25 protein-coding genes and 1 riboswitch are annotated in these 21,943 nt (G+C 68.7%); of the genes, 8 read left to right on the top strand and 17 right to left on the bottom strand.

Features of this window, described 5'->3' with window-relative positions:
- The first annotated feature begins 23 nt into the window (after positions 1-23).
- Positions 24-602 (top strand): hypothetical protein, encoded by a 579-nt coding sequence (locus LOS8367_RS16180; protein ID WP_085897579.1) that lies wholly within the window; start codon positions 24-26, stop codon positions 600-602.
- Positions 603-643: 41 nt separating this feature from the next.
- Positions 644-1,033 (top strand): DUF1127 domain-containing protein, encoded by a 390-nt coding sequence (locus LOS8367_RS16175; RefSeq protein WP_085897578.1) that lies wholly within the window; start codon positions 644-646, stop codon positions 1,031-1,033.
- Between the two features lie 78 nt (positions 1,034-1,111).
- Here the strand turns inward: LOS8367_RS16175 and LOS8367_RS16170 are convergent, their stop codons facing one another.
- Positions 1,112-1,723, bottom strand: coding sequence for an autoinducer binding domain-containing protein (locus tag LOS8367_RS16170; RefSeq protein WP_165761502.1), 612 nt, complete (start codon positions 1,721-1,723; stop codon positions 1,112-1,114).
- 297 nt (positions 1,724-2,020) lie between these two features.
- Here LOS8367_RS16170 and LOS8367_RS16165 point away from each other — a divergent pair, with 297 nt between their 5' ends.
- Positions 2,021-2,467, top strand: a complete 447-nt coding sequence (locus LOS8367_RS16165) for a hypothetical protein (protein ID WP_133056352.1) — start codon at positions 2,021-2,023, stop codon at positions 2,465-2,467.
- A gap of 272 nt (positions 2,468-2,739) precedes the next feature.
- Positions 2,740-3,414, top strand: coding sequence for an SDR family oxidoreductase (locus tag LOS8367_RS16160; RefSeq protein ID WP_085897575.1), 675 nt, complete (start codon positions 2,740-2,742; stop codon positions 3,412-3,414).
- 19 nt (positions 3,415-3,433) lie between these two features.
- Here LOS8367_RS16160 and LOS8367_RS16155 read toward each other — a convergent pair whose 3' ends face one another.
- The 12 genes from LOS8367_RS16155 to LOS8367_RS16100 all read right to left on the bottom strand — a co-directional run bounded on the left by LOS8367_RS16155 (position 3,434) and on the right by LOS8367_RS16100 (position 13,180).
- Positions 3,434-3,745 (bottom strand): hypothetical protein, encoded by a 312-nt coding sequence (locus LOS8367_RS16155; RefSeq protein WP_085897612.1) that lies wholly within the window; start codon positions 3,743-3,745, stop codon positions 3,434-3,436.
- A gap of 139 nt (positions 3,746-3,884) precedes the next feature.
- Complete coding sequence (locus tag LOS8367_RS16150) at positions 3,885-4,358, bottom strand: hypothetical protein (RefSeq protein WP_085897574.1); 474 nt, start codon at positions 4,356-4,358, stop codon at positions 3,885-3,887.
- 161 nt (positions 4,359-4,519) lie between these two features.
- Entirely contained in the window at positions 4,520-4,738 is a 219-nt protein-coding gene (locus tag LOS8367_RS16145; protein WP_085897573.1) for a DUF1127 domain-containing protein, read from the bottom strand.
- A 157-nt stretch (positions 4,739-4,895) separates the two neighbouring features.
- Positions 4,896-5,948, bottom strand: a complete 1,053-nt coding sequence (tdh, locus tag LOS8367_RS16140) for an L-threonine 3-dehydrogenase (RefSeq protein ID WP_085897572.1) — start codon at positions 5,946-5,948, stop codon at positions 4,896-4,898.
- Positions 5,945-7,129, bottom strand: a complete 1,185-nt coding sequence (locus LOS8367_RS16135; RefSeq protein WP_085897571.1) for a glycine C-acetyltransferase — start codon at positions 7,127-7,129, stop codon at positions 5,945-5,947. The genes tdh and LOS8367_RS16135 overlap by 4 nt, the downstream gene beginning before the upstream one ends.
- An 82-nt stretch (positions 7,130-7,211) precedes the next feature.
- The gene (locus LOS8367_RS16130) at positions 7,212-8,174 is read right to left on the bottom strand and encodes a HesA/MoeB/ThiF family protein (RefSeq protein WP_085897570.1); all 963 of its coding nucleotides are present in this window, start codon (positions 8,172-8,174) and stop codon (positions 7,212-7,214) included.
- Positions 8,171-8,767, bottom strand: coding sequence for a thiamine phosphate synthase (locus LOS8367_RS16125; RefSeq protein ID WP_085897569.1), 597 nt, complete (start codon positions 8,765-8,767; stop codon positions 8,171-8,173). The genes LOS8367_RS16130 and LOS8367_RS16125 overlap by 4 nt, the downstream gene beginning before the upstream one ends.
- Positions 8,764-9,534, bottom strand: coding sequence for a thiazole synthase (locus tag LOS8367_RS16120; protein WP_085897568.1), 771 nt, complete (start codon positions 9,532-9,534; stop codon positions 8,764-8,766). The genes LOS8367_RS16125 and LOS8367_RS16120 overlap by 4 nt, the downstream gene beginning before the upstream one ends.
- A 1-nt stretch (position 9,535) precedes the next feature.
- Entirely contained in the window at positions 9,536-9,733 is a 198-nt protein-coding gene (gene thiS / locus LOS8367_RS16115) for a sulfur carrier protein ThiS (protein ID WP_085897567.1), read from the bottom strand.
- On the bottom strand, positions 9,717-10,691 hold the full coding sequence (locus LOS8367_RS16110; protein ID WP_085897566.1) for an FAD-dependent oxidoreductase: 975 nt from the start codon (positions 10,689-10,691) through the stop codon (positions 9,717-9,719). Before LOS8367_RS16110 ends, thiS begins: the two co-directional genes overlap by 17 nt.
- The gene (gene thiD / locus LOS8367_RS16105; RefSeq protein ID WP_085897565.1) at positions 10,688-11,488 is read right to left on the bottom strand and encodes a bifunctional hydroxymethylpyrimidine kinase/phosphomethylpyrimidine kinase; all 801 of its coding nucleotides are present in this window, start codon (positions 11,486-11,488) and stop codon (positions 10,688-10,690) included. The genes LOS8367_RS16110 and thiD overlap by 4 nt, the downstream gene beginning before the upstream one ends.
- Positions 11,489-11,543: 55 nt before the next feature.
- A riboswitch (TPP riboswitch) is annotated at positions 11,544-11,644 on the bottom strand.
- A 99-nt stretch (positions 11,645-11,743) separates the two neighbouring features.
- Complete coding sequence (locus LOS8367_RS16100; protein WP_085897564.1) at positions 11,744-13,180, bottom strand: helix-turn-helix domain-containing protein; 1,437 nt, start codon at positions 13,178-13,180, stop codon at positions 11,744-11,746.
- 158 nt (positions 13,181-13,338) lie between these two features.
- On the opposite strand from LOS8367_RS16100, the gene LOS8367_RS16095 reads away from it, so the two are divergent.
- Both LOS8367_RS16095 and LOS8367_RS16090 read left to right on the top strand, forming a co-directional pair.
- The gene (locus LOS8367_RS16095) at positions 13,339-14,862 is read left to right on the top strand and encodes an aldolase/citrate lyase/malate synthase family protein (RefSeq protein ID WP_165761501.1); all 1,524 of its coding nucleotides are present in this window, start codon (positions 13,339-13,341) and stop codon (positions 14,860-14,862) included.
- 66 nt (positions 14,863-14,928) lie between these two features.
- Positions 14,929-16,557, top strand: a complete 1,629-nt coding sequence (locus tag LOS8367_RS16090; RefSeq protein WP_085897562.1) for an isocitrate lyase — start codon at positions 14,929-14,931, stop codon at positions 16,555-16,557.
- Positions 16,558-16,633: 76 nt separating this feature from the next.
- Here the strand turns inward: LOS8367_RS16090 and LOS8367_RS16085 are convergent, their stop codons facing one another.
- On the bottom strand, positions 16,634-17,320 hold the full coding sequence (locus LOS8367_RS16085) for a hypothetical protein (RefSeq protein WP_085897561.1): 687 nt from the start codon (positions 17,318-17,320) through the stop codon (positions 16,634-16,636).
- Between the two features lie 229 nt (positions 17,321-17,549).
- Entirely contained in the window at positions 17,550-18,125 is a 576-nt protein-coding gene (locus tag LOS8367_RS16080) for a hypothetical protein (protein ID WP_242665624.1), read from the bottom strand.
- 402 nt (positions 18,126-18,527) lie between these two features.
- On the opposite strand from LOS8367_RS16080, the gene LOS8367_RS16075 reads away from it, so the two are divergent.
- Positions 18,528-18,971, top strand: coding sequence for a hypothetical protein (locus LOS8367_RS16075; RefSeq protein WP_085897560.1), 444 nt, complete (start codon positions 18,528-18,530; stop codon positions 18,969-18,971).
- A 53-nt stretch (positions 18,972-19,024) separates the two neighbouring features.
- On the opposite strand, the gene LOS8367_RS16070 is transcribed toward LOS8367_RS16075, so the two are convergent.
- Both LOS8367_RS16070 and LOS8367_RS16065 read right to left on the bottom strand, forming a co-directional pair.
- The gene (locus tag LOS8367_RS16070) at positions 19,025-20,194 is read right to left on the bottom strand and encodes an acetyl-CoA acetyltransferase (RefSeq protein WP_085897559.1); all 1,170 of its coding nucleotides are present in this window, start codon (positions 20,192-20,194) and stop codon (positions 19,025-19,027) included.
- A 134-nt stretch (positions 20,195-20,328) separates the two neighbouring features.
- Positions 20,329-20,760 (bottom strand): Lrp/AsnC family transcriptional regulator, encoded by a 432-nt coding sequence (locus LOS8367_RS16065; protein ID WP_085897558.1) that lies wholly within the window; start codon positions 20,758-20,760, stop codon positions 20,329-20,331.
- Positions 20,761-20,883: 123 nt separating this feature from the next.
- Here LOS8367_RS16065 and ocd point away from each other — a divergent pair, with 123 nt between their 5' ends.
- Positions 20,884-21,939 carry an ornithine cyclodeaminase gene (gene ocd, locus LOS8367_RS16060; protein WP_085897557.1) on the top strand — a complete coding sequence of 352 codons (1,056 nt, stop codon included), beginning with the start codon at positions 20,884-20,886 and terminating at the stop codon, positions 21,937-21,939.
- Positions 21,940-21,943: the final 4 nt, after the last annotated feature.

Below are 21,943 nucleotides of genomic sequence, written 5' to 3'. Positions count from 1 at the left end.
TCCCCCAGACCCAAGGAAACCCCATGCTTCGCACCCTCCGCCGCACCGCCCTCTCTTTGCTGCTCGGCTGTGGCCTGGCTCCCTTCGCGGCCCACGCCGACGGCGAATACCTGCAGTTCGACCTTGGCCCCAAGGACAGCACCGCAGTGGTGAGCTTCGAGCGGAGCGGCGTCTCGGCCGGGGCTCTCTGGTCGCGCTATACCGATGGGGGCGCGGTAGCCTTCTCGCTTACCGGATCGCGGCAGGTGACGCCTTGGGGCCGCCCGGTGACGCTGCGCCTCGGCCCAACGCTGCGCTTCGACGACGGTGCCTCGATCGGCGCCAAGCTGGTGGCCGAAAGCTACACCTCCACCGGCTGGGGCGGCGTCTTCGCGATCGGCGAGATCAACAGCATCGACTGGTCCTATTTCTCGATGCTCGAGGCCACCCACCAGTCGAGCGGCCTCGGCTTGGCGCTGGTGTTGACCGGCGACGACACCGGCTATGCCGAACAGAGCCTGGTGGCGAGCAAGCGGCTCGGGCGGTCGGACTGGCGGCTGCGGATGGGCTATGGCTTCGATGCGCGGGAGATCTTCGTGGGCGCGGCGCTGAACACCTTCTGAGGGGCGTCCACACCGGGGCCGAGAGGGCATGAGCGGGCTGCATGACAGCCCTGTTCAATCGGCAGGGCGAATCCCGTGACAGGGCGATCGCACGGGACTATGTGCCCGGCTCCAGCCACCTGATTTCGCAAAGGATCACGCCCGTGTCCGCCACCGTCACCGCCACCCCCGTTCTCACTGCCGCGCCCGCCGGTTTCGTCGCGCGCCTGCGCACCGCGCTGCGCGGCTGGTTCGCCCGGAGGCAGACGGTCTGCGACCTTGCGCTGCTCTCGGACGAGGATCTCGCGCATCTCGGGATTTCGAGCCGGGAGATCCGCGACATCCGCCGCATCGCCCGTTTCGAGGCGCCCTTCACGCCGCGCCCCGCCGAACCGATCATGCCCCGGACCTCGCCGCTGGGCCTCCTGACCTCGGCCGCGCTGCGCCACTGAGATCAAGGCCCGACCTGATACCGGCGCTCGCGACCCGTTCGCGGGCGCCGCTTGATTCCCGGGCGACATCCGGCCCGTTCAGATAAGCCCGCGCATCTGCGCCGCATGCACCGCCTCGGCGGTGGTGCGCGCGCCCAGCGACAGCCGGGCCGATTTCAGCCGCGCCTTCAAGGCGCTCTCGCTGATCCCGATGATCGCCGCCGCCCGCGTGTGACGCTCGCCCTCGGCCATGAGCCGCAACGCCTCGCGCTGCGCATCGGTGAGGCTGACCGTACCCGGGGGGCCGTCATGCAACCGCATGATCACCTCGAGCGCGCGCTGCCCCTCGGCATCCGTGAAGGGGCGGTCGTGCCGGGCCAGCCCGCAGAACGAGCGCGTCTCGGCGTTTCCGGTCGCCACGGTCATGCCATGTACGAGACCATGCGCCCGGGCATCCGCGATGACGCCGCTATGGTCGCGGCTCACCAGATCGGCCCAGTGCACCACCCCGTCATGACCCAGGGCCCAGCCGATCGCCGGATCGCGCAGGAAATAGGATTTGCGCTCGTAGGTATCGCGCCATTCCGGGCGCAGGCAGTTCTCGACATGGGTGGCCCGGCCGCGGCTGACCCGGAGCACCGCCGAGAACCCCGCCGGGGCCAGCTGGGCAAGTTCGAAGAAGTCGTGCGGGGCATAGCTGTGCAACAGCATCGTCATTGGCAAAAAAGCCCTCCGAAAGGGTAAAATCGGTACGCTACCGGACATACACTCTCCGGTTGAGTTCTAGCAAAGGCTAGGCCGAACGAAGTAGCAAGTTACGATCCTAACACAACCAAATACACGTTTTACGTGTGTTTCCCAATTGCAATCTCCCCTAGGAGGAACAAAGACGGCTCGAAAGAGGCGACCTGCTCTACCGAATGGGGCGGCACCTATCACACCGGTTAGGTTTCGCACGTAGCAGGAACAGCTAAATATGGTAGGTATTATAAGGCGATCCGTCGGGCGATGCTGCGAGCCAAGGACGTTAGTCCCGGAGCATGTGCCTCCCCTTCCGGCGGATCCAAACGAGGACACGAGCAGACCATGATCCAGCCGCAAACATCGCTCGTCTATTTTCGCCACCGCGATCTCGCCGAATGGTATGAAATTGTGCAGATGCAGACCGTGGGCGAAGCGGGGATCGCGCGTCGCAGGGCGCTGATCGGCGCGCTGGATGATTCGGACATCTCCGAATGCCGCGATGCCGACCTGCTCCGCGCCGTCGCCGATCTACTGAGCCATGCCCACCACCGCGGCGATGCGGTTTCGGCCGATCTGCTCCGTTGCCTGCCGCAGCCGCGCCGCGCGCGCTTCGCCGCCGCCGCCGAGGCACAGGTAACGCAGCTCTATCTCAGCGCCCCCGATCTTGACGACGATCTCGCGCTGCTGCTGGACTGGGCCCAGGCGAGCTGATCGAGGCACGTCGCAGCTCTCACCCAATCTGAGGGTCTGAAGCCCCTGCTCGCCCCAAGGCGACCTGGGGGCGCGGATGGACAATGCCGCGCGCTGGTCCCGTTCCGCTCGAAGCTGAAGAGCGCCGCATGGCGGCTGGTGCGGCAGGAGCGCCTGTGCAACCGCAGGCGAAACGCTTCGGTATCCGGATCCCCGCACCCCACGCAGAATGGCGCTTGCCTCGCGCCGCTCCGGCCACACCCTTTGCTGCCTACGCAACAGGGGAGAACCACATGGCCGATCGCATCCTTTTCATTACCGGTGCGTCCTCCGGCATCGGGGCCGCCACCGCCCGCGCCGCCGTGGCGGCGGGCTGGCATGTCGGGCTGATGGCGCGCAGCGAGGACAAGCTCGCGGCCTTGGCCGAGGAGTTGGGCGACCGCGCGCTCGCGCTTCCGGGCGACGCCACCGATCTGGGCGCGCAGGAGGCGGCAGTGGCCAAGCTGGTCGCCGCGAAGGGCGGGCTCGACGCCGCCTTCGCCAATGCGGGTACCGGCCTCGACACGCCCGGCACCGAGGCGGGAGATCCCGAGGAATGGCGCCGGATGATCGATCTCAACATCATGGCGCTGCTCTATACCGCACGGGTGGCGCTGCCCGAGCTGAAGCGGCGCAAGGGACATCTGGTGCTGACCGGCTCGGCGGCGGGCAAGCGGCATATCGCGGGTTCGATCTACGGCGCGACCAAGTGGTTCGTGCATGGCTATGCGGGCAACATGAGCGAGGAGATGCGCGAATGGGGCGGCCGCTGCACGGTGATCGCGCCCGGCATGGTCGACACGCCGTTCTTCTCCGAGCCCAAGCCCGGCAAGATCCGCCCCGAGGACATCGCCCGGGCGGTGGTCTTCGCGCTCGAGCAGTCCGAGACCGCCGATCTGCGCGAGATGTTCATCATGCCGACCGGCTGATCCCGAAAGGGATCGGCGCTCAGCCCAGCTCGCCCTCGGGCGGCGCCGCGATGGTGTGGAACTCGGAGCCGTAGCCGACGATGCAGCTGACCCCCGTTGGGTCGGTCAGAAGCACGGTGTAGCTGCCGTTTTCGGGGTTCGACCAGATCTCGAGCATCCGCTGCCGCGTCTCGCTCGTGGTTTCGAGACCGGCGGCGGTGAGCGTCTCGGAATAGCGATCCTTGAGCCGCTCCACGATGTGATCGCGCGGGGCACAGCCCATTGCCGCCGCGGGCGGCGCGGTGGCTGCCATGCCGAACAGGAGCGCGGTGGTCACGAGCCGTTTGAACATCCAGACCTCCAATACCGCAGTGCGGAGGAAGAGGGGGAGATGCTGCGGAGACCAACGCCCCCTCATACCATATATGGAGCGTCCCGCCGTGATGTCCACAACACGCGCCATCAACTGATGCGGAACGCCCCACGCCGGGTCAGGGCATCTCGACTTCGCCCGTGACCATGTTTGTGTAATCCGCGCCTTCGCCGCCAGCGTCGAAGGTGCCGCCGCCGCTGGCCTCGGCCCATTTGCCGGTGCCGCCCACGACGCTCCAGTCGCCCGAGACGCGCCCATCCTCGCTCATCCCCGTGGCGGTCCACGCCATGACGGCCTGATCACCATCCGCATCGGTGTAGTGGCAATTGCCGCTGCCGCTCACCGCGCCGGCTTCGACCAGCGTGGCGCCGAAGCAGGAGCCGGACAGGCTGGCGAAGGGGCTCTCGGGATCCTCCGTCTCGAAGCCGTCATAGCTGGTCCGGTTGTGCACTACCACGAGGCCGTCGCTGACCGGCATCTGCATGCTGTCCGAACTGCCCATGCCGGTGCCCTTGACCATCACCGTCTCGGCCATCGCGCCGGATGCGGTCACTAGGGCCGCGAGACCCATGATCGATAAAAGCCGCTTCATCATAAATCCTCCCACAAGGTGGTCCCGCGGCGGGCGCGGAACATGGCCCAGCCTATCACGAACAGGGTCTCATCGGGGCGCAAACGCGAAACGGCGGCCCCCGCGAGGGGACCGCCGTTTCGATCTGCCCACTGTCAGGGGGGCGGATGGATGGGTCGCGATCAGGTGGCGCGGGCCGCGTCGCGGGCAATCTGGTTGATCATGCCGCGGGCAATGCCGAGATCGGCGAGGTCGCGGTCGGTCAGCAGGCTCAGCTCGCGCTGGGTCTGGCGGTAGACGCGGTTGCGCTCGATGGCGGCCTTGACGCGGGCGGTGATCGCGGTGAGGCCGTTGGTTTCGGTGTTGAAGGTGGTGCGCTGGTCGACGGTGGCGTAGCTCATGTCAGTATCCTTGATCTTCGGGTCCGTGTGGCCCTTGTCTCGGGCCTGATCGATGCGGCGCCCATCGCCGCCTCGTTGACCCCTAATTGGTAGCGTTAACGGCCGAGCACCACCCCGCTTCGCCGTAACCCCGCCATGCAGCCACTGCATGCGCCGATCAGCGCCCGCCGGTCCAGTCCAGCACCACCTTGCCCGATGAGCCCGAGCGCATCGCGTCGAAGCCCGCGACGTAGTCATCGATCCCCATCCGGTGGGTGATGACGCCGCGCACGTCGAGCCCGTTTTCCAGCATCGCGATCATCTTGTACCAGGTCTCGAAGATCTCGCGGCCATAGACGCCCTTGATGGTGATCGCCTTGAACACGATGCGCGACCAGTCGACCGGGCTCTTGCCCGGCGGGATGCCGAGCATGGCGATGCGTCCGCCCATCACCAGACGCTCGACCATCTGATCGAGCGCGCGCTGGTTGCCCGACATCTCGAGCCCGATGTCGAATCCCTGCTTCATCCCGAGTCGCGGGACGACCTCGGCCAGATCCTCCTCGGCCACGTTGACCGGCACCACATCGGCCACCTGCGCGGCCAGCGCGAGGCGCTCGGGGTTGATGTCGGTGATCACCACGTGGCGCGCGCCGACATGCCGCGCCACCGCCGCCGCCATGATGCCGATCGGCCCGGCGCCGGTGATCAGCACGTCCTCGCCCACCAGATCGAAGGAGAGCGCGGTGTGCACGGCGTTGCCCAAGGGATCGAGGATCGCGCCGATCTCGTCGTCGATGGCATCGGGAAGCGGCACCACGTTGAAGGCCGGCAGCCGCAGGTACTCGGCGAAGGCGCCCTGCTCGTTGACGCCGATGCCGCGGGTTTCGGGGTCGAGGTGGAACTTGCCGGACCGGCTCTGGCGCGAATGCTTGCCGATCAGGTGCCCCTCGCCCGAGCAGCGCTGGCCAATCTCCAGATCGGTGACGTTTCGGCCCAGCTCGACGATCTCGCCCGCGAATTCGTGCCCGGTCACCAGCGGTACCGGCACGGTATGCTGCGCCCACTCGTCCCAGTTCCAGATATGCACGTCGGTGCCGCAGATGCCGGTCTTGTTGATCCGGATCAGCACGTCGTCGGGACCGATCTCGGGCACCGGCACGGTCTGGCGCCACAGCCCCGGCTCGGCCTTCGCCTTGACCAGCGCGGTCATGCCGTTGGGGCGGCTCATCCGATCACGCCCAGCTCGCGGCCCGCCTGCGCGAAGGCCGCGAGCGCCGCGTCGAGATCCTCGCGGGTGAGCGCGGCGTTCATCTGGGTGCGGATCCGGGCCTTGCCCTTGGGCACGACCGGGAAGAAGAAGGCCGAGACATAGACGCCCAGCTCGTCGAGGCGCGCGGCCATCTTCTGCGCGAGCTTGGCGTCGTGCAGCATGACCGGGATGATCGGATGCTCGCCCGGCAGGATCTCGAAGCCCAGATCGGTCAGACCCTTGCGCCAGTATGCGGCGTTCTCGAACAGCTTCGCGCGCAGATCGTCGCTCTGCTCGATCAGGTGCAGCGCCTCGAGCCCCGCGGCGCAGACCATCGGCGGCAGCGCGTTGGAAAACAGATAGGGCCTCGCCCTCTGGCGCAGCAGGTCGATCACCGGCTGCGGCCCGGCGATATAACCGCCGATCGCGCCGCCGAGCGCCTTGCCCAGCGTCCCGGTCAGCAGGTCCGCCTTCACCCCGAAATGCGCGGGCGTACCGGCACCCTTGGGCCCCATGAAGCCGGTGGCGTGGCAGTCATCGACCATCAGCAGCGCGTCGTAGCGGTCCGCAAGCGCCCGGATCTCGTCGAGCTTCGCGAGATAGCCGTCCATAGAGAACACGCCGTCGGTGGCGATCATCACGTGGCGCGCCCCGGCTTCGCGGGCCTCCCGAAGCTTGGCCTCGAGGTCCTCCATGTCGGAATTGGCGAAGCGGTAGCGCTTGGCCTTGCAGAGGCGAATGCCGTCGATGATCGAGGCATGGTTCAGCGCGTCGGAGATCACCGCGTCCTCGGGACCCAGGAGCGGCTCGAACAGCGCGCCATTGGCGTCAAAGCAGGCGGCGAAGAGGATCGTGTCGTCATGGCCGAGATAGGAGGCGAGGCGCTTCTCCAGCTTGCGGTGCAGATCCTGCGTGCCGCAGATGAAGCGCACCGAGGCCATGCCATAGCCGTGCCCGTCGAGCGACTCCTTGGCGGCGTGGATCAGGTCGGGATGATCGGCGAGGCCAAGATAATTGTTGGCGCACAGGTTGATGACTTCGCGGCCGTTCAGATCGACGCGCCCGCCCTGCGGCGAGGTGATCTCGCGCTCGGTCTTCCACAGCCCCTCCTCGCGGATCTCCGAAAGGCGGGTCTCGATGTCTTGCAGAAAGCGGCTCATGGAGGCTCCTTTCAAGGGCACGGGCAGGCCACGACTCTATGCCCGCCCGCGCGGCTTGCAAGCTCTGCCGCCACGGCAGCGCTCAGCCGAGCGCCACCAGCCGGATCTCGCCATCCCATGTCGCGCCGAGCCGCTCGGCTGCCTGCCACGCCCGCAGCCCGGTCCGGCAGCACATCACGGCGCGCGCGCCGCCGGGCGGGCGCGGGCCATCGGGGCCGAACGCGGTCACCGCGTGGCGGCGCGCGTGGCCGCAGGGCGGCGGGCCCTCCTCGGGGGCGCGCAGATCCACGACGAAATCATCGGCGGCGATGTCCCCCGGGGCGATGAAGCGCGGCGCACGCGCGGGCTCGGCGGCGGCCGAAAAGCCGAAGCCGCCGAAGCGCCATGTCGCGGCGTCGAAGCTCGCGAGCCGCCCCAGCGGCGACGGCGCCATGCCCGAGAGTTGCGCCACAGCCATCTGCGCCTGCAGCGCGCCGACGACGCCCACTACCGGCCCCAGCACCCCCTCCTCGGCGCAGGAGCCCATCCGCGCCGGAAGGTCGGGGAACACCGCCCGCAGGCTCGGCGCGCCGCCGCAGAACCCGCCAGCATAGCCTGACAGGCCGGTGACCGAGGCGCTGATCAGCGGCAGCCCCGTGGCGAGGCAGTGATCCGAGGCGACGTAGCTCGCGGCAAAGCTGTCGGCGCAGTCGATCACCAGATCGACGCCTTCGCACAAGGCCACGACATTGCCGGGGTCAAAGCGCCCGACTAGCGGCTCCACCACCGTCTCGGGGTTGAGCGCGGACATGCGCCGGGCCGCGACCACCACCTTGGGCCGGTCGATATCGACCATGCGAAACAGGGTCTGCCGGTGCAGGTTGCTCGCCTCGACCCGGTCCGGATCGACCAGTCGGACATGGCCGATACCCGCCCCGACCAGATATTGCAGCACCGGCGCCGCCAGCCCGCCCGCGCCGATCACCAGCGCATGCGACTCGCGCAGCCGGGCCTGCGCCGCGCCTCCGAAGCCGGGCACCGCGACCTGTCGCGCGTAGCGGTTCATCGCACGGCCCCGATCCAGTTGCGCACCCGGCCCTCCGGGTCGGGGTTCAGCGTGATGTCGGTCACCACCGAAACGATGTCGGCCCCGGCGGCGAAGGCCTCGGCCGCCCGCGCGACCGAGAGCCCGCCGATCGCGACGAGGGGGATGTCGCCCACGAGCCGCTTCCACTCGGTGAGCCGCTCCACTCCCTGCCGCTCCCATTTCATCTTCTTTAGGATCGTCGGCCAGACCGGCCCGAGCGCCACGTAATCGGGGTCGAGCGACAGCGCCCGCTCCAGCTCGGCCCGGTCATGGGTGCTGATCCCGAGCCGCAGCCCGGCGCGGCGGATCGCGGGCAGGTCGGCATGGTCGAGATCCTCCTGCCCCAGATGCAGCCAGTCGCAGCCCAGATCGATCGCCGCGCGCCAGTGGTCATTGACCACCAGCGTCGCGCCATGCACCGCGCAGAGGTCGCGGCCGCGCGCCAGCTGCGCGCGGATCTCGGTGTCGGCGCGATCCTTCAGCCGCAGTTGCACCAGCTTCACGCCCAGGGGCAGCATCCGCTCCAGCCACGAGACGTCGTCGAAGATCGGGTAGAACCGGTCGAGGCTCATGCGAGGAACGCCTTGCCGATCAGCGGTGTCGAGGGCGCGGCCATGTCGCGCGGCTCCATCGCGCCCGCCTCAAATCCCAGCCGACCGGCCTCGACTGCGCGCGCAAAGCCCTCGGCCATCGCAGCAGGGTCGTCGGCCTTCGCGACGGCGGTGTTCAGAAGCACCGCGTCATAGCCCATCTCCATCGCTTCGGCCGCTTGGCTCGGACGACCGAGGCCCGCATCGACCACCAGCGGCACGTCGGGGAACTGCGCCCGCAGGGCGCGCAGCCCGTAGCGGTTCGCAAGCCCCAGCCCGGTACCGATCGGCGCGCCCCAAGGCATCAGCACCTCGCAGCCGGCGTCGAGCAGCCTCTCCGCCAGCACCAAGTCTTCGGTGGTGTAGGGGAACACCTTGAAGCCCTCGGCGCACAGGATCGCCGCCGCCTCGACCAGGCCCCATGGGTCGGGCTGCAGCGTGTCGGCATGGCCGATCACCTCCAGCTTGATCCAGTCGGTGCTGAACAGTTCGCGCGCCATGCGTGCGGTGGTCACCGCCTCCCGCGCGGAATGGCAACCGGCGGTGTTGGGCAGGAGCCGCACCCCCAGCTTGCGCACCAGCGCCCAGAAATCCGCGCCCTCGCCCGCCGCCGCCTCGCGCCGCACCGACACGGTGGCGATGCCCGCGCCGGACCGGCGGAACGCCTCCGACAGCACCTTCGGTGACGGGTATTGCGCCGTGCCGAGCATCAGCCGCGAGGCGACCGGCGTGCCGTAGAAGCTGACCATCTCAGCCTCCCTGCCGCGGCGCGACGATCTCGATCCGGTCGCCGGGCGCGATCGGCGTGGCGGCGCGGGCGCCGACCGGAACGAACTCCTCGTTCAGTGCCGTCGCCACCGTTTCGCCATCGCGCCCGAGCGCGGCCAGCGCCTCGGCCAGGGTCGTGGCCGTCACCTCCCGCGGCGTGCCGTTAACCATGATCTTCATCGCAAACCTCCGGTTTGATGCCGTCGCAGATCCAGTCCGCCGCCATCCGCGCCATGCTGGGCGCAAGGAGAAAGCCGTGGCGGAACAGACCGTTGACATGGATGATCCCGCCACGCCGCCGGATGCGCGGCAGGTTGTCGGGAAAGGCGGGGCGCGCATCGGCGCCGATCTCAAGAATCTCGGCCTCGGCGAAGGCGGGGTGCAACGCGTAGGCGGCGCTGAGCAGTTCGAGCGCGGCGCGCACCGTGGCGGGGCCGCGCCCCGCGCTCTCGATCTGCGTGGCGCCGAGCATGTAGATACCGCCGCCGCGCGGCACCACGTAAAGCGGATAGCGCGGGTGCAGCAACCGGATGGGCCGCGTCAGCGCAAGCTCCGGCGCCCGCAGCACCAGCATCTCGCCGCGCACGCCGCGTAGATCCGCCAGCACGTCGCGCGCGGCCAGCCCGCGGCAGTCGATCGCCGGCCCCATCACGCGGCCCTCTCCGGTTTCGAAGGTGACGCCACGCTCGACGAGTCTCTCCCGCAGCCCGGACAGGGTCGCGCGCGGGTCGAGATGCGCCTCGGTTTCAACGTGCAGACCGCGCCCGAAGCGCCCGGCGAGATCCGGCTCCAGCGCCGCGACCGCATTGGCATCGAGCAACCGGCCCGGCACCCGGCGCGCGAAACGATCCAGCTCGGCCCGGTCGCGCCCCAGCGCCACCACCAGCGTGCCGCGCCGCATCACCTGCGCACCCTGCGCCTGCCACCAATCGGCGGCCTCGCGGCCGAGCCGCACCACCGGTTCCTCCGCCGTCTCGCCCTCGCAATCGGGCGCGAGCATGCCGCCAGCCCACCATGAACAATGGTGCGGGCCGGCTCCGTGCTGCCGGTCGATGACCCTGACCTGCCGGCCGCGCGCCGTGAGTTCGGCCGCCATGGCAAGGCCCATCACCCCGCCGCCGATGATGTCCTGCGTCATCGCCGGCCCTCATGGAAATGGTCCACCGGGCCGTGGCCCGACCCGATGCCCAGCCGGTCGGCGGCGCGGATCGCGCCCGAGAGCCAGTGCTGTGCCCGCTCCAGCGCCGCCTCGGGCGCGCGACCGAGCGCCAGCAGCGCCGCCAGCGCGGCGGAAAGCGAGCATCCGGTGCCATGGGTGTTGCGAGTGTCGATGCGTGGGCCCGAGACCTCGTGCAGACCGGTCCGGGTCACCAGCCGGTCGGTGCAGCAGGGGCCAATGGCATGGCCACCTTTCATCAGCACCGCCTCGGGCCCGAGTTCGAGCAGCGCGCGTCCCTGCGCCACGATCTCCTCCGGCCGGGTCGCCACGGGGGTGCCGAGCAGCCGGGCCGCCTCGGGGAGGTTCGGCGTCAGGATCGCGGCACGGGGCAGCAGTCGCGCGATCAGCGCTTCGACCGCCGCGTCGTCGAGCAGCGCGTCACCCGACTTCGCGATCATCACCGGGTCGAGCACCACAGGACCGGCATATCCCTCGAGCGCCTCGGCCACCGCCGCGATGATCCCGGCATGGCCAAGCATGCCGATCTTGATCGCGTCGGGCGGGATGTCGTCGCGCACGGCGGTGATCTGCGCCGCGACCATCTCGGGCGGGACCGGCATCACCCCGGACACGCCGCGGGTGTTCTGCGCGGTGATCGCGGTGATCGCCGACGCGCCATAGACGCCGAAGGCGGCAAAGCTCTTGAGATCGGCCTGGATGCCCGCGCCGCCACCGCTATCCGAGCCCGCGATGGTCAGGGCCGTCTTGATGCGCATCGTCTCGCTCTCCCCCGGGCGGGGGACGCAGGACGGACCACGGGCGTGACATGCCTCGGGTCGCGTCTCCGTTCCCTCCGCCGGTGCTAACCGGATCAGGTTCGATGGGTCGGCTCGCGCCTCTCAGCCCCCAGCGGGGCACCCCAACGGATTCGAGCGGACGTTAGCGGCGTGGTCAGGTTGACGCAAGGGAGGGGGCTCCGCCCCCGGCCCTTGCGGGCCTCCCCCGGCGTATTTGGAGAAAGATGAAGGGGATCAGCGCTCGCCCTCGAAACGGTAGATCGCGAGGCCGCGCTCGTTCTCGTCGATCTCGAGACGGCGATTGACCGGCGCATGGGCGCGGCTGGCGCAGTTCGGCCGCTCGCAGAGATAGCAGTTGATGCCGATGCCTGTAGGCGTGATCCGGTCGAGATCGAGCCCCTGCGCATGGGCGAGGCGCGGCGCATAGGCGACGTCGCAGCCCAGACCGATGGCCAGCCGGGTCGCGGGCTGGCCCAGCGTGCCGCCATGCCGGGTGACGCTGCGCGCGATCGAGAAATAGCGCGCGCCGTCGGGCATCGAGATGACCTGCGTCTGCACCCGGTCGGGCGCCTCGAAGGCAGCGTGGATGTTCCACAAGGGGCAAGTGCCGCCGAAGGAGGAGAAGGGAAAGCGCCCGGCGCTGAAACGCTTGGAGATGTTGCCCGCCTGATCGACGCGCACGAAAAAGAACGGGATGCCGCGCGCGCCCTCGCGCTGCAGCGTCGTCAGCCGGTGCGCGACCTGCTCGTAACTGGTGCCGAAGCGGTGCGACAGCAGCTCGACATCGTAGCCCGCACTCTCGCAGGCCGAGAGAAAGCGGCCATAGGGCATCAGGAGCGCCGCGGCGAAGTAGTTGGCGAGGCTGACCCGCGCTAGCGCCAAGGCCGAGGGGTCGGTCAGCCCTGAACCCGCGATCTCGTCGGCGATCTCTTGGCCACGCTCTAGACGCGCCAGCAGCACTGCTATCTGGAACCGCCGGCTGGGCTGGCCCAGAAGCTCCGACAGGCGCAGCTCGCCGCGATGCGCCACGTGCTGGCGCAGCCGTCCCGCCATGATGTCGGAAGGCAGGATGCGGACCCGCACGCCATGCGCGCGCAGCCGCTCGGTCAAGGCGGTGTGCGGCTCGCTGCGGTGCAGCTTCATCTCCTCGGCCATGGCCTCCGCGGCGCGGTCGAGGCTGTCGACATGGTTGCGCCGCTCGAACAGCCAGGCCCGCACCGCCTGCACCGCGCGGCTGCCCTCCTCCAGTACCTCGACCTTGTCGCGATCCGCCAGCGGGTTGGTGTCGGTCTGGCGCGACAGCACCAGCTGCCGGTAGCGGTCATGCAGCCGCACCAGCGCCGCGGCGACGTTCGGCGCGGCGGAGAGCGCCTGCTCGATCTCGACCCGGCCCACCTCGGCCTCGAGCACCGGGTCCTTCAGCGCCGCGCCGAGATCGGCGGCGAGCTGCGCGTCGGTCTCGGGTGCAAGTTCGCTCACATTGATGTCGAAGGCTTCGGCCAGCCGCATCAGCAGCTTGGCCGAGGCGGGGCGCTGGTTGCCCTCCATCAGGGTGACGTAGCTCGACGACACGCCGAGCCGGCCCGCCATCTGCGATTGGGTCAGTCCCAGCGAGACGCGCAGCGCCTTGAGCCGGGGGCCGATCAGGAGTTTCTGGCTACGATCGCTCATTTCATGACTAACAATGTTTCAATCATACGGCTTACATAAATTACATCGTTACCCGTTAGCAACAAAATTATGCTGCACCTGCGCGATGACCACACTAACCTTACAGACAGAAAGGCGCCGATCCTCCCTTCGGTGCCGGCAACAGGAAGGTCATGCAAATGCCACTCGATCTCGTCCCCGCCCCCGCAGCGCCCAAGCCGGTCCTGCTGCGTGACGTGCCGGGTGCCGGCCGCGTCCTGACCGATGACGCGCTGGCGCTTGCCGCCGAATTGCAGACCCGTTTCAATCCCAAGATGCAGGCGCTCTCGGTCGCCCGCGACCGCCGGCAGGAGCGCGCCGATGAAGGCCGCTTGCCCGATTACCTCGAGGAGACCACCGGCATCCGCAAGGGTGTCTGGGCCTGCGACCCGGCCCCCGAGGCGCTGCGGGACCGCAGGCTCTGCCTCGCCACCGCAGCCGAGGCGGGCGGGCTCGCCGTCGCCCGCGCCGCCGGGGCCTCGGCGCTGCTCGTCGATCTCGACGAGGCCACCGCGCCCGGCTTCGCCAATCTGATCGCGGGCTTCGCGGCGCTGACCGAGACGCCGGACGACCTCACGCCGATGCTGTTCCGTCCGCGTCCGCTCGATCGCGATGAGGCGGCGCTGCTCATCGGCGGGCATCCGGTGTCGGCCGGGCTGTTCGATCTGGCGCTGATCTTCACCCATTTCGGGGCCAGCCTCTCGGCCCGCGACATGGGGCCCTATCTGCAGATCGGCGCGATCGACAGCCACCGCGAGGCGCGGCTCTGGTCCGAAATCATCGCCATCGCCGAGGAGCGCACCGGGCTGGCGCCGGGCACGATCCGCGTCGAGGTGTCGCTCGAGACCGTCAATGCCGGTTTCGAAATGGACGAGATCCTGTGGGAGCTGAAGAGCCGCGCGCTCGGCCTGACGATGCGCCGCGCGCCGCTCACCGCCTCCTATCTACGGCTGATGCGGGCTCATGGCGACGCGCTGCTGCCGGCCAAGCTCGACCCCGAAGCCGCCTTCCTTGGCACCTGCGCCGCGCGCATGGTCAAGGTGGCGCATCGCCGGGGCACCCATGCCATCGCCGAGGCGCCGGAGGGTAGCGATCCAGCGCAGCTGCGCCGCCCGCTCGACGAGGGCTGCGACGGGCTCAGGCTCGACGCGCCGGACCGGATCGACGCGGCGCGCGAGGCGATCGCCCGGGCGTTGCCGGGGCCACACCAGATCGGCCGCCCGCGCCAGTATTTCCGGATCAGCCCCGAGATGCTGCTGAAGCCCCATGCCGGTCCCGTCACCGAGGCCGGGCTGCGTGGCACGATCCATGTCGCCATCGCGGCGCTCGCCGCATGGATCGCCGGGCGCGGCCCGGTGAGGATCGAGGACAGCCTGCATGGCCTCGCCTCGGCCGATCTCGCCCGGGCCCGGCTGGGCCAGTGGCTGGCCCATGGCGCCAGCGTCGAGATGGAGGCGGGCGAGTCGCGCCGCATGACCGCCGACTGGCTGGCCGAGTTGATCCACGAGGAGATCGTGGCGCTGGTCGAGTGGCTCGGACCGCACAGCTTCCATCGCGGCCGCTACGCCTCGGCCGCCCGGATCGTGCAGGAGGCCGCCTGTGCCAGCCCGCAACCCGACCACGTCGCTCGCCTCGCGGCGCCGCTGCTCGACACGCTCGACTGATCCCCGGCGCAGGGGCCTCAGGCCCCCCGCCCCTTCCCCCCAATTCATCGACAAGGACCAAACGGAATGACCGACCTGACTCCGCAGAGCCGAACCACCTATGCCGAGCGCCGCGCCGCTCTCGCCTCGCGCTTCCCCGAAGGCGCCGCGCCCGGCGGCATCGGCATCGATGACATTCTGCAGCTGCAAATGCAGAACACCTACAACACCCATCTCGACATCGCCCGCGACATGGCGAAGGTGATGCGCGCCGACATGGCCGCCTATGACGCCGACCCCGAGCATTTCACGCAAAGCCTTGGCTGCTGGTCCGGTTTTCACGCGCAGCAGATGATCCGCGCGGTCAAGCGGCTGCGCGGCACTACCAAGGGCGCCTATGTCTATCTCTCGGGCTGGATGGTCGCGGGGCTGCGCAACCGTTGGGGCCATCTGCCCGACCAGTCGATGCATGAAAAGACCGCCGTGGCCGACCTGATCGAGGAGATCTACGTCTCGCTGCGCCAAGCCGACGAGGTCGAGCTCAACGACCTGTTCCGCGCCCTCGACAAAGCCCGCGAGAGCGGCGATGCGCAGGCCGAGCGCGACGCCGTCACCGCGATCGACAGCTTCGAAAGCCACGTCGTGCCGATCGTCGCCGATATCGATGCGGGCTTCGGCAACGAGCACGCGACCTACCTGCTCGCCAAGGAGCTGATCAAGGCCGGCGCCTGCTGCCTGCAGATCGAGAACCAGGTCTCCGACGCCAAGCAATGCGGCCATCAGGACGGCAAGGTCACCGTCCCGCGCGAGGATTTCATCGAGAAGCTGCGCGCCTGCCGCATGGCCTTCGAGGAGCTGGGCGTCACCGAGGGCGTGATCGTCGCGCGTACCGACAGCCTTGGCGCGGGGCTGACCCAGAAGCTTCCCGTGAGCCAGGCCCCCGGCGATCACGCGGCCGAATACCTCAAATGGGTCGAGACAGAGAGCTTCGAGGGCGAGCCGACCGAGGGCGAGATTGCGATGTGGCGCGATGGCGGTTGGGCGAAACCGGCGCGGCTGCCCAATGGTCTCGTGCGCTTCAAGGAAGGCACCGGGCGCGCGCGGGTCATCGAGGATTGCGTGGCCTCGCTCAACGACGGCGGCGCCGACCTGATCTGGATCGAGACCGACACCCCCAACGTCGCCGAGATCGCGGGCATGGTCGCCGAAATCCGCGAGAAGGCGCCGAAGGCCAAGCTGGTCTACAACAACTCGCCCTCGTTCAACTGGACCCTGAACCTGCGCAAGCAGGTGCGCGAGGACTGGATCGGTGAGGGCAAGATCGCCGAGACCGACTACCCGGACGGCACCCAGCTCATGAAGGCCGATTACGACGACACCGATCTGGGGCGCGAGGCCGATGCGCGGCTCAAGCGGTTCCAATACGACATCTCGACCAAGGCGGGCGTGTTCCACAACCTGATCACCCTGCCCACCTTCCACCTGACCGCCAAGTCGGTGGACGAGCTGTCGCGCGGCTATTTCGGCGAGGACCGGATGCTAGCCTATGTCGCCACCGTGCAGCGCGAGGAGATCCGGCGCGGCATCTCGGCGGTCAAGCACCAGCACGAGGTCGGCTCGGATCTGGGCGACAGCTTCAAGGTCATGGTCGGCGGCGACCGGGCGCTCAAGGCCGGGGGGCATGCGAACACGATGAATCAGTTCGCGGCCGAATGAGGAAACCCGCCGGTCGGGCCTGACCGGCGGGCTATCGGGAACCGGGTCGGGGTGAGAAGCCCCGGCCCGGTTTTCGTCAGGCGGCGATGTCGGTGCGCTCGCCGGCCGAAGCCGTCGATGCGGCGCTGGCGCCATAGGCCGCGCCGGCGCGCGCGGCGCTCTGCGGGTTGATCGGCGCGATAGCCGCGTCGCTTTCGGGGGCCGAGCCGATCGAGGAGACGAGGCCCTGCATGCGGTCCAGCTCCTGCAGCCGGATCGCGGCTGCGCGCGCGGCCGCGATGTCCGAAACTTCCGGTTCTGCGGGCTCGGTCGCGGCGGCAAAACCGATATCTTCGGCGGCCGTCGCACCCTTGAGGCCCGCGAGGCTTGCGACCTTCGCCACGACCTGCTCGGTCACGGCGACGGCTTCGCTGGCAGTCTCTTCCGCGGCATCCGCGATAGGCGCTGCCACCTGAGTTGCAGCCTCGGCGGCCTTCTCGACGACCGGCGACGCGGCGGCGGGGGTTGCCGGTGCGGCGGGCTCTGCAACGGCTGCGACAGCCGTCTCAGTGGCAGCGGGTGCGCTGGCCGTTTTCGCCGCTTCGGAAATGTCGATGCGGATGGCCGGCTCGGTGGTGGTGGTTTTAAGCTTGGGCTCTTTGGCGGGGACGGGAGCCTTCTGCTCGACCGTCTTATCGGACTTGGCGGCGTGCGCTTCCAGCAGGGCGGACAGGGCGGCTTTCCAGTCGAAACCGGTGGAACCGGCATTGAATGTGAGTGGCATTTCGAACCTCTTGAGGGTGCGTATGACCCGACATGAGGCGTCGATTGCGGCAAGAATGGCGCCGGATTTGGCCAATACGAAAGCACATGTCCCATGACCTAAGGGCGCGGTGCCTTCGCCTTTGGGATAGGTATGTCTCCGCTGAGAAAAACAGAAAGGAGTTACGAGATCTTAGCCGTCACGCGAGCCATACGACAGGCTCGCGTGACGTCATCGCGTACGGAATCGATCAATTGGCGGCGAAGCAGTAGAACAGCCCGTCGCCGCCGGTGCCTTGGAGCGCTTCGAGGCTGCAGCCGCGCGAGGGGTGGGACGAATTCCACGATTTCGCGGCATCCGAATCATCGAGCCCCATCCGGTCGTGATGCCCGACCATGGCCGAGCCCTCGCCGCTATTGGTCCAGTTCTCGCAGGTCTCGGCCGCCGCCGTCCCGTCCGGCATCGTGCCGGTGAGGATGTCGTGGCGGTTCGGGTCGTCGCCGCGCCCGTTCACGACATTGCCCATCTCGTCGAGCGCAGTCTCTTTCGAGATCGCGTTGCCATCGCCGTGCAGCGTCTCGACATCGGCGGCGATCTCGACGCCGTCGGCATTGTACCAGGGGCCCGATCCGATCCGGTCGCGCGCATTCTCCTGATCTGTCGAGAGATAGGCCTTCCAATCACCCTCGGCCCCGGCTGCGGCGGCAAGGTCGGCGCAATGCGCGTCGGCGCCCTCGAGGCCGCCAAGCCCGGCCCCCTGCCCCGGATTGGCGCTGGTCACGAAGAAGCTCATCGCCTGATCCTGCGCCATGGACGCTGTTCCCATGCAAGCAAGGGCCGCGACCGTGAAGAGTCGTTTCATAACCATTTCGCACCTCCTGAAGAAACATCTGCAAAGCCTAACACGGCTGGACCGATACTGGGCGAGGTTTCGCCCAAGCCCTGCAACCGCTGAGTTTTTCCTACGCGCGATCAAGGGCCTCGGGTTTGGCGCCCCAAGTCGCCGCCATCCGGTCCCGGCTCCGGCGATTCGAGGCGGTGGCGCAGAGGCTCGCTCCGGCGCATCTGCTCCTTGGTCGGAATGCCGCGAAATCGGGCAATCGCCCTGATGCGGGCGGATCGCATCGGCCATTCCCCGCCATGTGGGCGCCCCGCCACCAATGCTGTGGATAAACTTCGAGCGCCCTGCCACAGTCGGCGCGTGTCAATCTCGCACGGGAGGCTGGAGATGACCCGAACACCCCACCTGAAGACGGCGACCGCGGAGGCGCGCGGCACAAGTCCATCGACGGCGCGAAAGGCGCTCGAACCCTATGCGACACCGCAAATGCAACATCTCCGGGTGGCGCAGGCGCGGCTGCTGGAGGAGACTCAGACCTTCCTCGACGCCTGGTTCGACCGGCGCCACCGGATGACCCAGGCCATGGGCGACCTCGCCAACGAGATCATGGATGCCGGCACCGACGGCGCGCGGATCTCGGACGCGATGTCGCGCTGGCACGAAGGCGCCGGAGAACGGCTGCATGCCGACGTGCAGGACTGGCTGAGGCTGTGCACCAGCTGCGCCAGCCACCTGGCGCGGGAAGCAAGCGAGGCCGAGACCGAGATGATCGACAACACGGTCGAAATGGCGCGACGGGCCGGAACCGTCCGTCACGCCACACCTGTCTGAGACCAAAGATCCGGCTTCGGATAATGGCGCGGCCCGATCACGGGCCGCGCCGCTCAATTGACCCGTTCAAGCAGCGAGACGTAGCTGGTCACCGCCGCGCCGCCCATGTTGAACACGCCCGCGAGCTCGGCATCGGGCACCTGCATGCCGCCCGCCTCGCCCATCAACTGCATCGCGGCCATGACGTGCATCGACACGCCGGTCGCGCCGATCGGATGGCCCTTGGATTTAAGCCCGCCTGACGGGTTCACCGGCAGCCGGCCGCCCTTGAGGGTCACGCCCTCCTCGATCACCCGGTGCCCCTGCCCCGGCGCGGCGAGGCCCATCGCCTCGTATTCCAGAAGCTCGGCGATGGTGAAGCAGTCATGCGTCTCCACGAGTGACAGGTCGTCCAGCGTCACGCCGCCTTGCTCCAGCGCGCGGGCCCAGGCCCGCTTCGGCCCCTCGAAGGCCAGCACGTCGCGGCGGCTCATCGCGAGGATGTCGTTCACATGTGCCCGCGCCCGCACCGCGATGGCGCGGCGCATCGTCTTCGCGGTCTCGGCATCCGCCAGCACCAGCGCCGCCGCCCCGTCGGAGACCAGCGAGCAATCGGTGCGCCGCAGCGGTGCCGCGACATAGGGGTTGCGGTCGGTAACGGCGTTGCAGGCCTCGAAACCCAGATCCTTGCGCAGATGCGCATAGGGGTTTTCGACGCCGTTGGCGTGGTTCTTGGCGGCGATCCGGGCCAGCGCCTCGGAACGGTCGCCATATGTCTGGAAATAGCTCTGCGCGATGCGCCCGAAGATCCCTGCGAAGCCGCCCGGCGTGTCGCCCTCCTCCGCGCGGTAGGAACAGCCGAGCAGGATGTCGCCCACCTGCGCCCCCGGCGTCGCGGTCATCTTTTCGGCCCCGACGACGAGAGCGACCCGACCCCGGCCCGAGGCGATGAAATCCATCGCGCCGTTGATCGCCGCCGATCCGGTGGCGCAGGCATTCTCGTAGCGCGTCGCCGGCGTGTATCGCAGCCCGTCATGGCCCATCGCCACCAGCGAGGCCTGGAAATCCTGGTCCGAAAAGCCGTTGTTGAAGACGCCGACGAAAACGCCGTCGACATCCTCGGCACCGATCCCGGCATGCTCCAGCGCCGGTGCCGTCACCTCGGCCATGAGCGCCGCGGTGTCCGGCGCCTCGCTCTTTCCGAACACGCTATGCGCCCAGCCCACGATCTGCGCCTCGGCCATCACGCCTCCTCCCTTGAATCTGCGCCGCCCTCCCGCGGCAGCCGCCATGCTCGGACAGGGCGGCGGCATTGGCAAGGGGCGCGACACGATCGCGAGAGCGGCGCCGATGGGTAGGCTCGCGGGGCCCCTCCGGTTCAGCCGCCGGCCCGGCTCAGCAACAGGCAGGTTTCGGAATTGAGCACGCCGGGGATCTCGCGGATGTCGCCGAGAACCCGGTCGAACTCCGCCAGAGAGGCCGCTTCGATCCGTGCGACGAGATCCCAGGCGCCATTGGTCGAATGCAGCTCGGCCACCTGCCGCATCCGCCGCAGCCGCGCCGCGACACCGCGCGCCTGCGGACCCTGAAGCTCGATCAGCATCACCGCGCGCACGAGGTCGTCGGCATCGGGGGCGCCAAGCTCGACCGTGAAGCGGCGGATCGCGCCGTCGCGGCACAGCCGCTCGATCCGCGCGCTCACCGTGGCGCGCGACAGGCCCAGCTCGGAGGCCATCGCCACCACGGGCATGCGGGCGTCCTGCTGCAGCAGCGCCAGCAGGCGGCGATCGGTCGGGTCGAGTTGGGCCATGCGCATTTCGTCGGTTGATTTGACAGATTGTAGGAAGAACCGCGCGTCATGCGCAATCCGCCCCCTCCTCAGCGCCCGAGGAATGTTACAGGATCGGGCATAACCGCTGCATTGGAGTGACAGATGACCGACGCCCCCGCCCCGTCCAAGCTCGCCATGGTGCCCTTCGTCTCGGTGGCCCAGATGATGGAGATGGTGAACAGCATCGGGCCGCGCCGGATGATGGCCGAGCTGGCCGATTACATCGAAGAGGATTTCCGCCGCTGGGAGCTGTTCGACAAGACGCCGCGCGTGGCCAGCCATTCGCCCGAAGGGGTGATCGAGCTGATGCCGACCTCGGATGGCGAGACCTACGGCTTCAAATACGTCAACGGCCACCCCTCCAACCTCAAGCGCGGGTTCCAGACCGTCACCGCCTTCGGCGTGCTGGCGCGGGTCGACAATGGCTACCCGATCCTGCTGTCCGAGATGACGGTGCTGACCGCGCTCAGGACCGCCGCCACCTCGGCCGTGGCCGCGCGCCACCTCGCGCCCAAGGGGGCGAAGACCCTCGCCATGATCGGCGCGGGCGCGCAATGCGAGTTCCAGGCGCTGGCGTTCCAGGAGATGCTCGGCATCGAGAAGGTCCGGATCTACGACATCGATCCGGCGGCGACGAAGAAGGCGGTGGCCAACCTCGCCGATAGCGGGCTCGACATCACCGCCTGCGACAGCGGCGAAGAGGCGGTGGCGGGCGCCGAGATCATCACCACCTGCACCGCCGACAAGCAGTATGCGACGATCCTGACCGACAACATGGTCGGGCGCGGCGTGCACATCAACGCCATCGGCGGCGACTGCCCCGGCAAGACCGAGCTGCACCGCGACATCCTGCTGCGTTCGGACATCTTCGTGGAATATCCAGAGCAGACACGGATCGAGGGCGAGATCCAGCAGCTCGACCCCGACCACCCGGTGACCGAGCTGTGGCAGGTCATCACCGGCAAGGCCGAAGGCCGGCGCGCGCCCGACCAGATCACGCTGTTCGACAGCGTCGGCTTCGCCACCGAGGATTTCTCGGCGCTGCGCTATGTGCGCGATCAGCTCGACCGGACCGGGCATTACACGATGCTCGACCTGCTCGCCGATCCCGACGACACGCGCGACCTCTACGGCATGGTGCGCCGCGCCAAGGGCTGAGGCG

Source organism: Limimaricola soesokkakensis (assembly GCF_900172345.1).
Classification (GTDB): Bacteria; Pseudomonadota; Alphaproteobacteria; order Rhodobacterales; family Rhodobacteraceae; genus Limimaricola; species Limimaricola soesokkakensis.
Note: the sequence above shows the minus strand (reverse complement) of the source record. Positions and strands in the feature narration are given on the sequence as shown.

What these genes read in the sequence shown, in the direction of transcription:
- LOS8367_RS16180 (WP_085897579.1), top strand. Translation starts at nt 24, where the DNA reads ATGCTTCGCACCCTCCGCCGCACCGCCCTCTCTTTGCTGCTCGGCTGT.
- LOS8367_RS16175 (WP_085897578.1), top strand. Translation starts at nt 644, where the DNA reads ATGACAGCCCTGTTCAATCGGCAGGGCGAATCCCGTGACAGGGCGATC.
- LOS8367_RS16170 (WP_165761502.1), bottom strand. Translation starts at nt 1,723, where the DNA reads ATGCTGTTGCACAGCTATGCCCCGCACGACTTCTTCGAACTTGCCCAG.
- LOS8367_RS16165 (WP_133056352.1), top strand. Translation starts at nt 2,021, where the DNA reads ATGCTGCGAGCCAAGGACGTTAGTCCCGGAGCATGTGCCTCCCCTTCC.
- LOS8367_RS16160 (WP_085897575.1), top strand. Translation starts at nt 2,740, where the DNA reads ATGGCCGATCGCATCCTTTTCATTACCGGTGCGTCCTCCGGCATCGGG.
- LOS8367_RS16155 (WP_085897612.1), bottom strand. Translation starts at nt 3,745, where the DNA reads ATGTTCAAACGGCTCGTGACCACCGCGCTCCTGTTCGGCATGGCAGCC.
- LOS8367_RS16150 (WP_085897574.1), bottom strand. Translation starts at nt 4,358, where the DNA reads ATGAAGCGGCTTTTATCGATCATGGGTCTCGCGGCCCTAGTGACCGCA.
- LOS8367_RS16145 (WP_085897573.1), bottom strand. Translation starts at nt 4,738, where the DNA reads ATGAGCTACGCCACCGTCGACCAGCGCACCACCTTCAACACCGAAACC.
- tdh (WP_085897572.1), bottom strand. Translation starts at nt 5,948, where the DNA reads ATGAGCCGCCCCAACGGCATGACCGCGCTGGTCAAGGCGAAGGCCGAG.
- LOS8367_RS16135 (WP_085897571.1), bottom strand. Translation starts at nt 7,129, where the DNA reads ATGAGCCGCTTTCTGCAAGACATCGAGACCCGCCTTTCGGAGATCCGC.
- LOS8367_RS16130 (WP_085897570.1), bottom strand. Translation starts at nt 8,174, where the DNA reads ATGAACCGCTACGCGCGACAGGTCGCGGTGCCCGGCTTCGGAGGCGCG.
- LOS8367_RS16125 (WP_085897569.1), bottom strand. Translation starts at nt 8,767, where the DNA reads ATGAGCCTCGACCGGTTCTACCCGATCTTCGACGACGTCTCGTGGCTG.
- LOS8367_RS16120 (WP_085897568.1), bottom strand. Translation starts at nt 9,534, where the DNA reads ATGGTCAGCTTCTACGGCACGCCGGTCGCCTCGCGGCTGATGCTCGGC.
- thiS (WP_085897567.1), bottom strand. Translation starts at nt 9,733, where the DNA reads ATGAAGATCATGGTTAACGGCACGCCGCGGGAGGTGACGGCCACGACC.
- LOS8367_RS16110 (WP_085897566.1), bottom strand. Translation starts at nt 10,691, where the DNA reads ATGACGCAGGACATCATCGGCGGCGGGGTGATGGGCCTTGCCATGGCG.
- thiD (WP_085897565.1), bottom strand. Translation starts at nt 11,488, where the DNA reads ATGCGCATCAAGACGGCCCTGACCATCGCGGGCTCGGATAGCGGTGGC.
- LOS8367_RS16100 (WP_085897564.1), bottom strand. Translation starts at nt 13,180, where the DNA reads ATGAGCGATCGTAGCCAGAAACTCCTGATCGGCCCCCGGCTCAAGGCG.
- LOS8367_RS16095 (WP_165761501.1), top strand. Translation starts at nt 13,339, where the DNA reads ATGCCACTCGATCTCGTCCCCGCCCCCGCAGCGCCCAAGCCGGTCCTG.
- LOS8367_RS16090 (WP_085897562.1), top strand. Translation starts at nt 14,929, where the DNA reads ATGACCGACCTGACTCCGCAGAGCCGAACCACCTATGCCGAGCGCCGC.
- LOS8367_RS16085 (WP_085897561.1), bottom strand. Translation starts at nt 17,320, where the DNA reads ATGCCACTCACATTCAATGCCGGTTCCACCGGTTTCGACTGGAAAGCC.
- LOS8367_RS16080 (WP_242665624.1), bottom strand. Translation starts at nt 18,125, where the DNA reads ATGGGAACAGCGTCCATGGCGCAGGATCAGGCGATGAGCTTCTTCGTG.
- LOS8367_RS16075 (WP_085897560.1), top strand. Translation starts at nt 18,528, where the DNA reads ATGACCCGAACACCCCACCTGAAGACGGCGACCGCGGAGGCGCGCGGC.
- LOS8367_RS16070 (WP_085897559.1), bottom strand. Translation starts at nt 20,194, where the DNA reads ATGGCCGAGGCGCAGATCGTGGGCTGGGCGCATAGCGTGTTCGGAAAG.
- LOS8367_RS16065 (WP_085897558.1), bottom strand. Translation starts at nt 20,760, where the DNA reads ATGGCCCAACTCGACCCGACCGATCGCCGCCTGCTGGCGCTGCTGCAG.
- ocd (WP_085897557.1), top strand. Translation starts at nt 20,884, where the DNA reads ATGACCGACGCCCCCGCCCCGTCCAAGCTCGCCATGGTGCCCTTCGTC.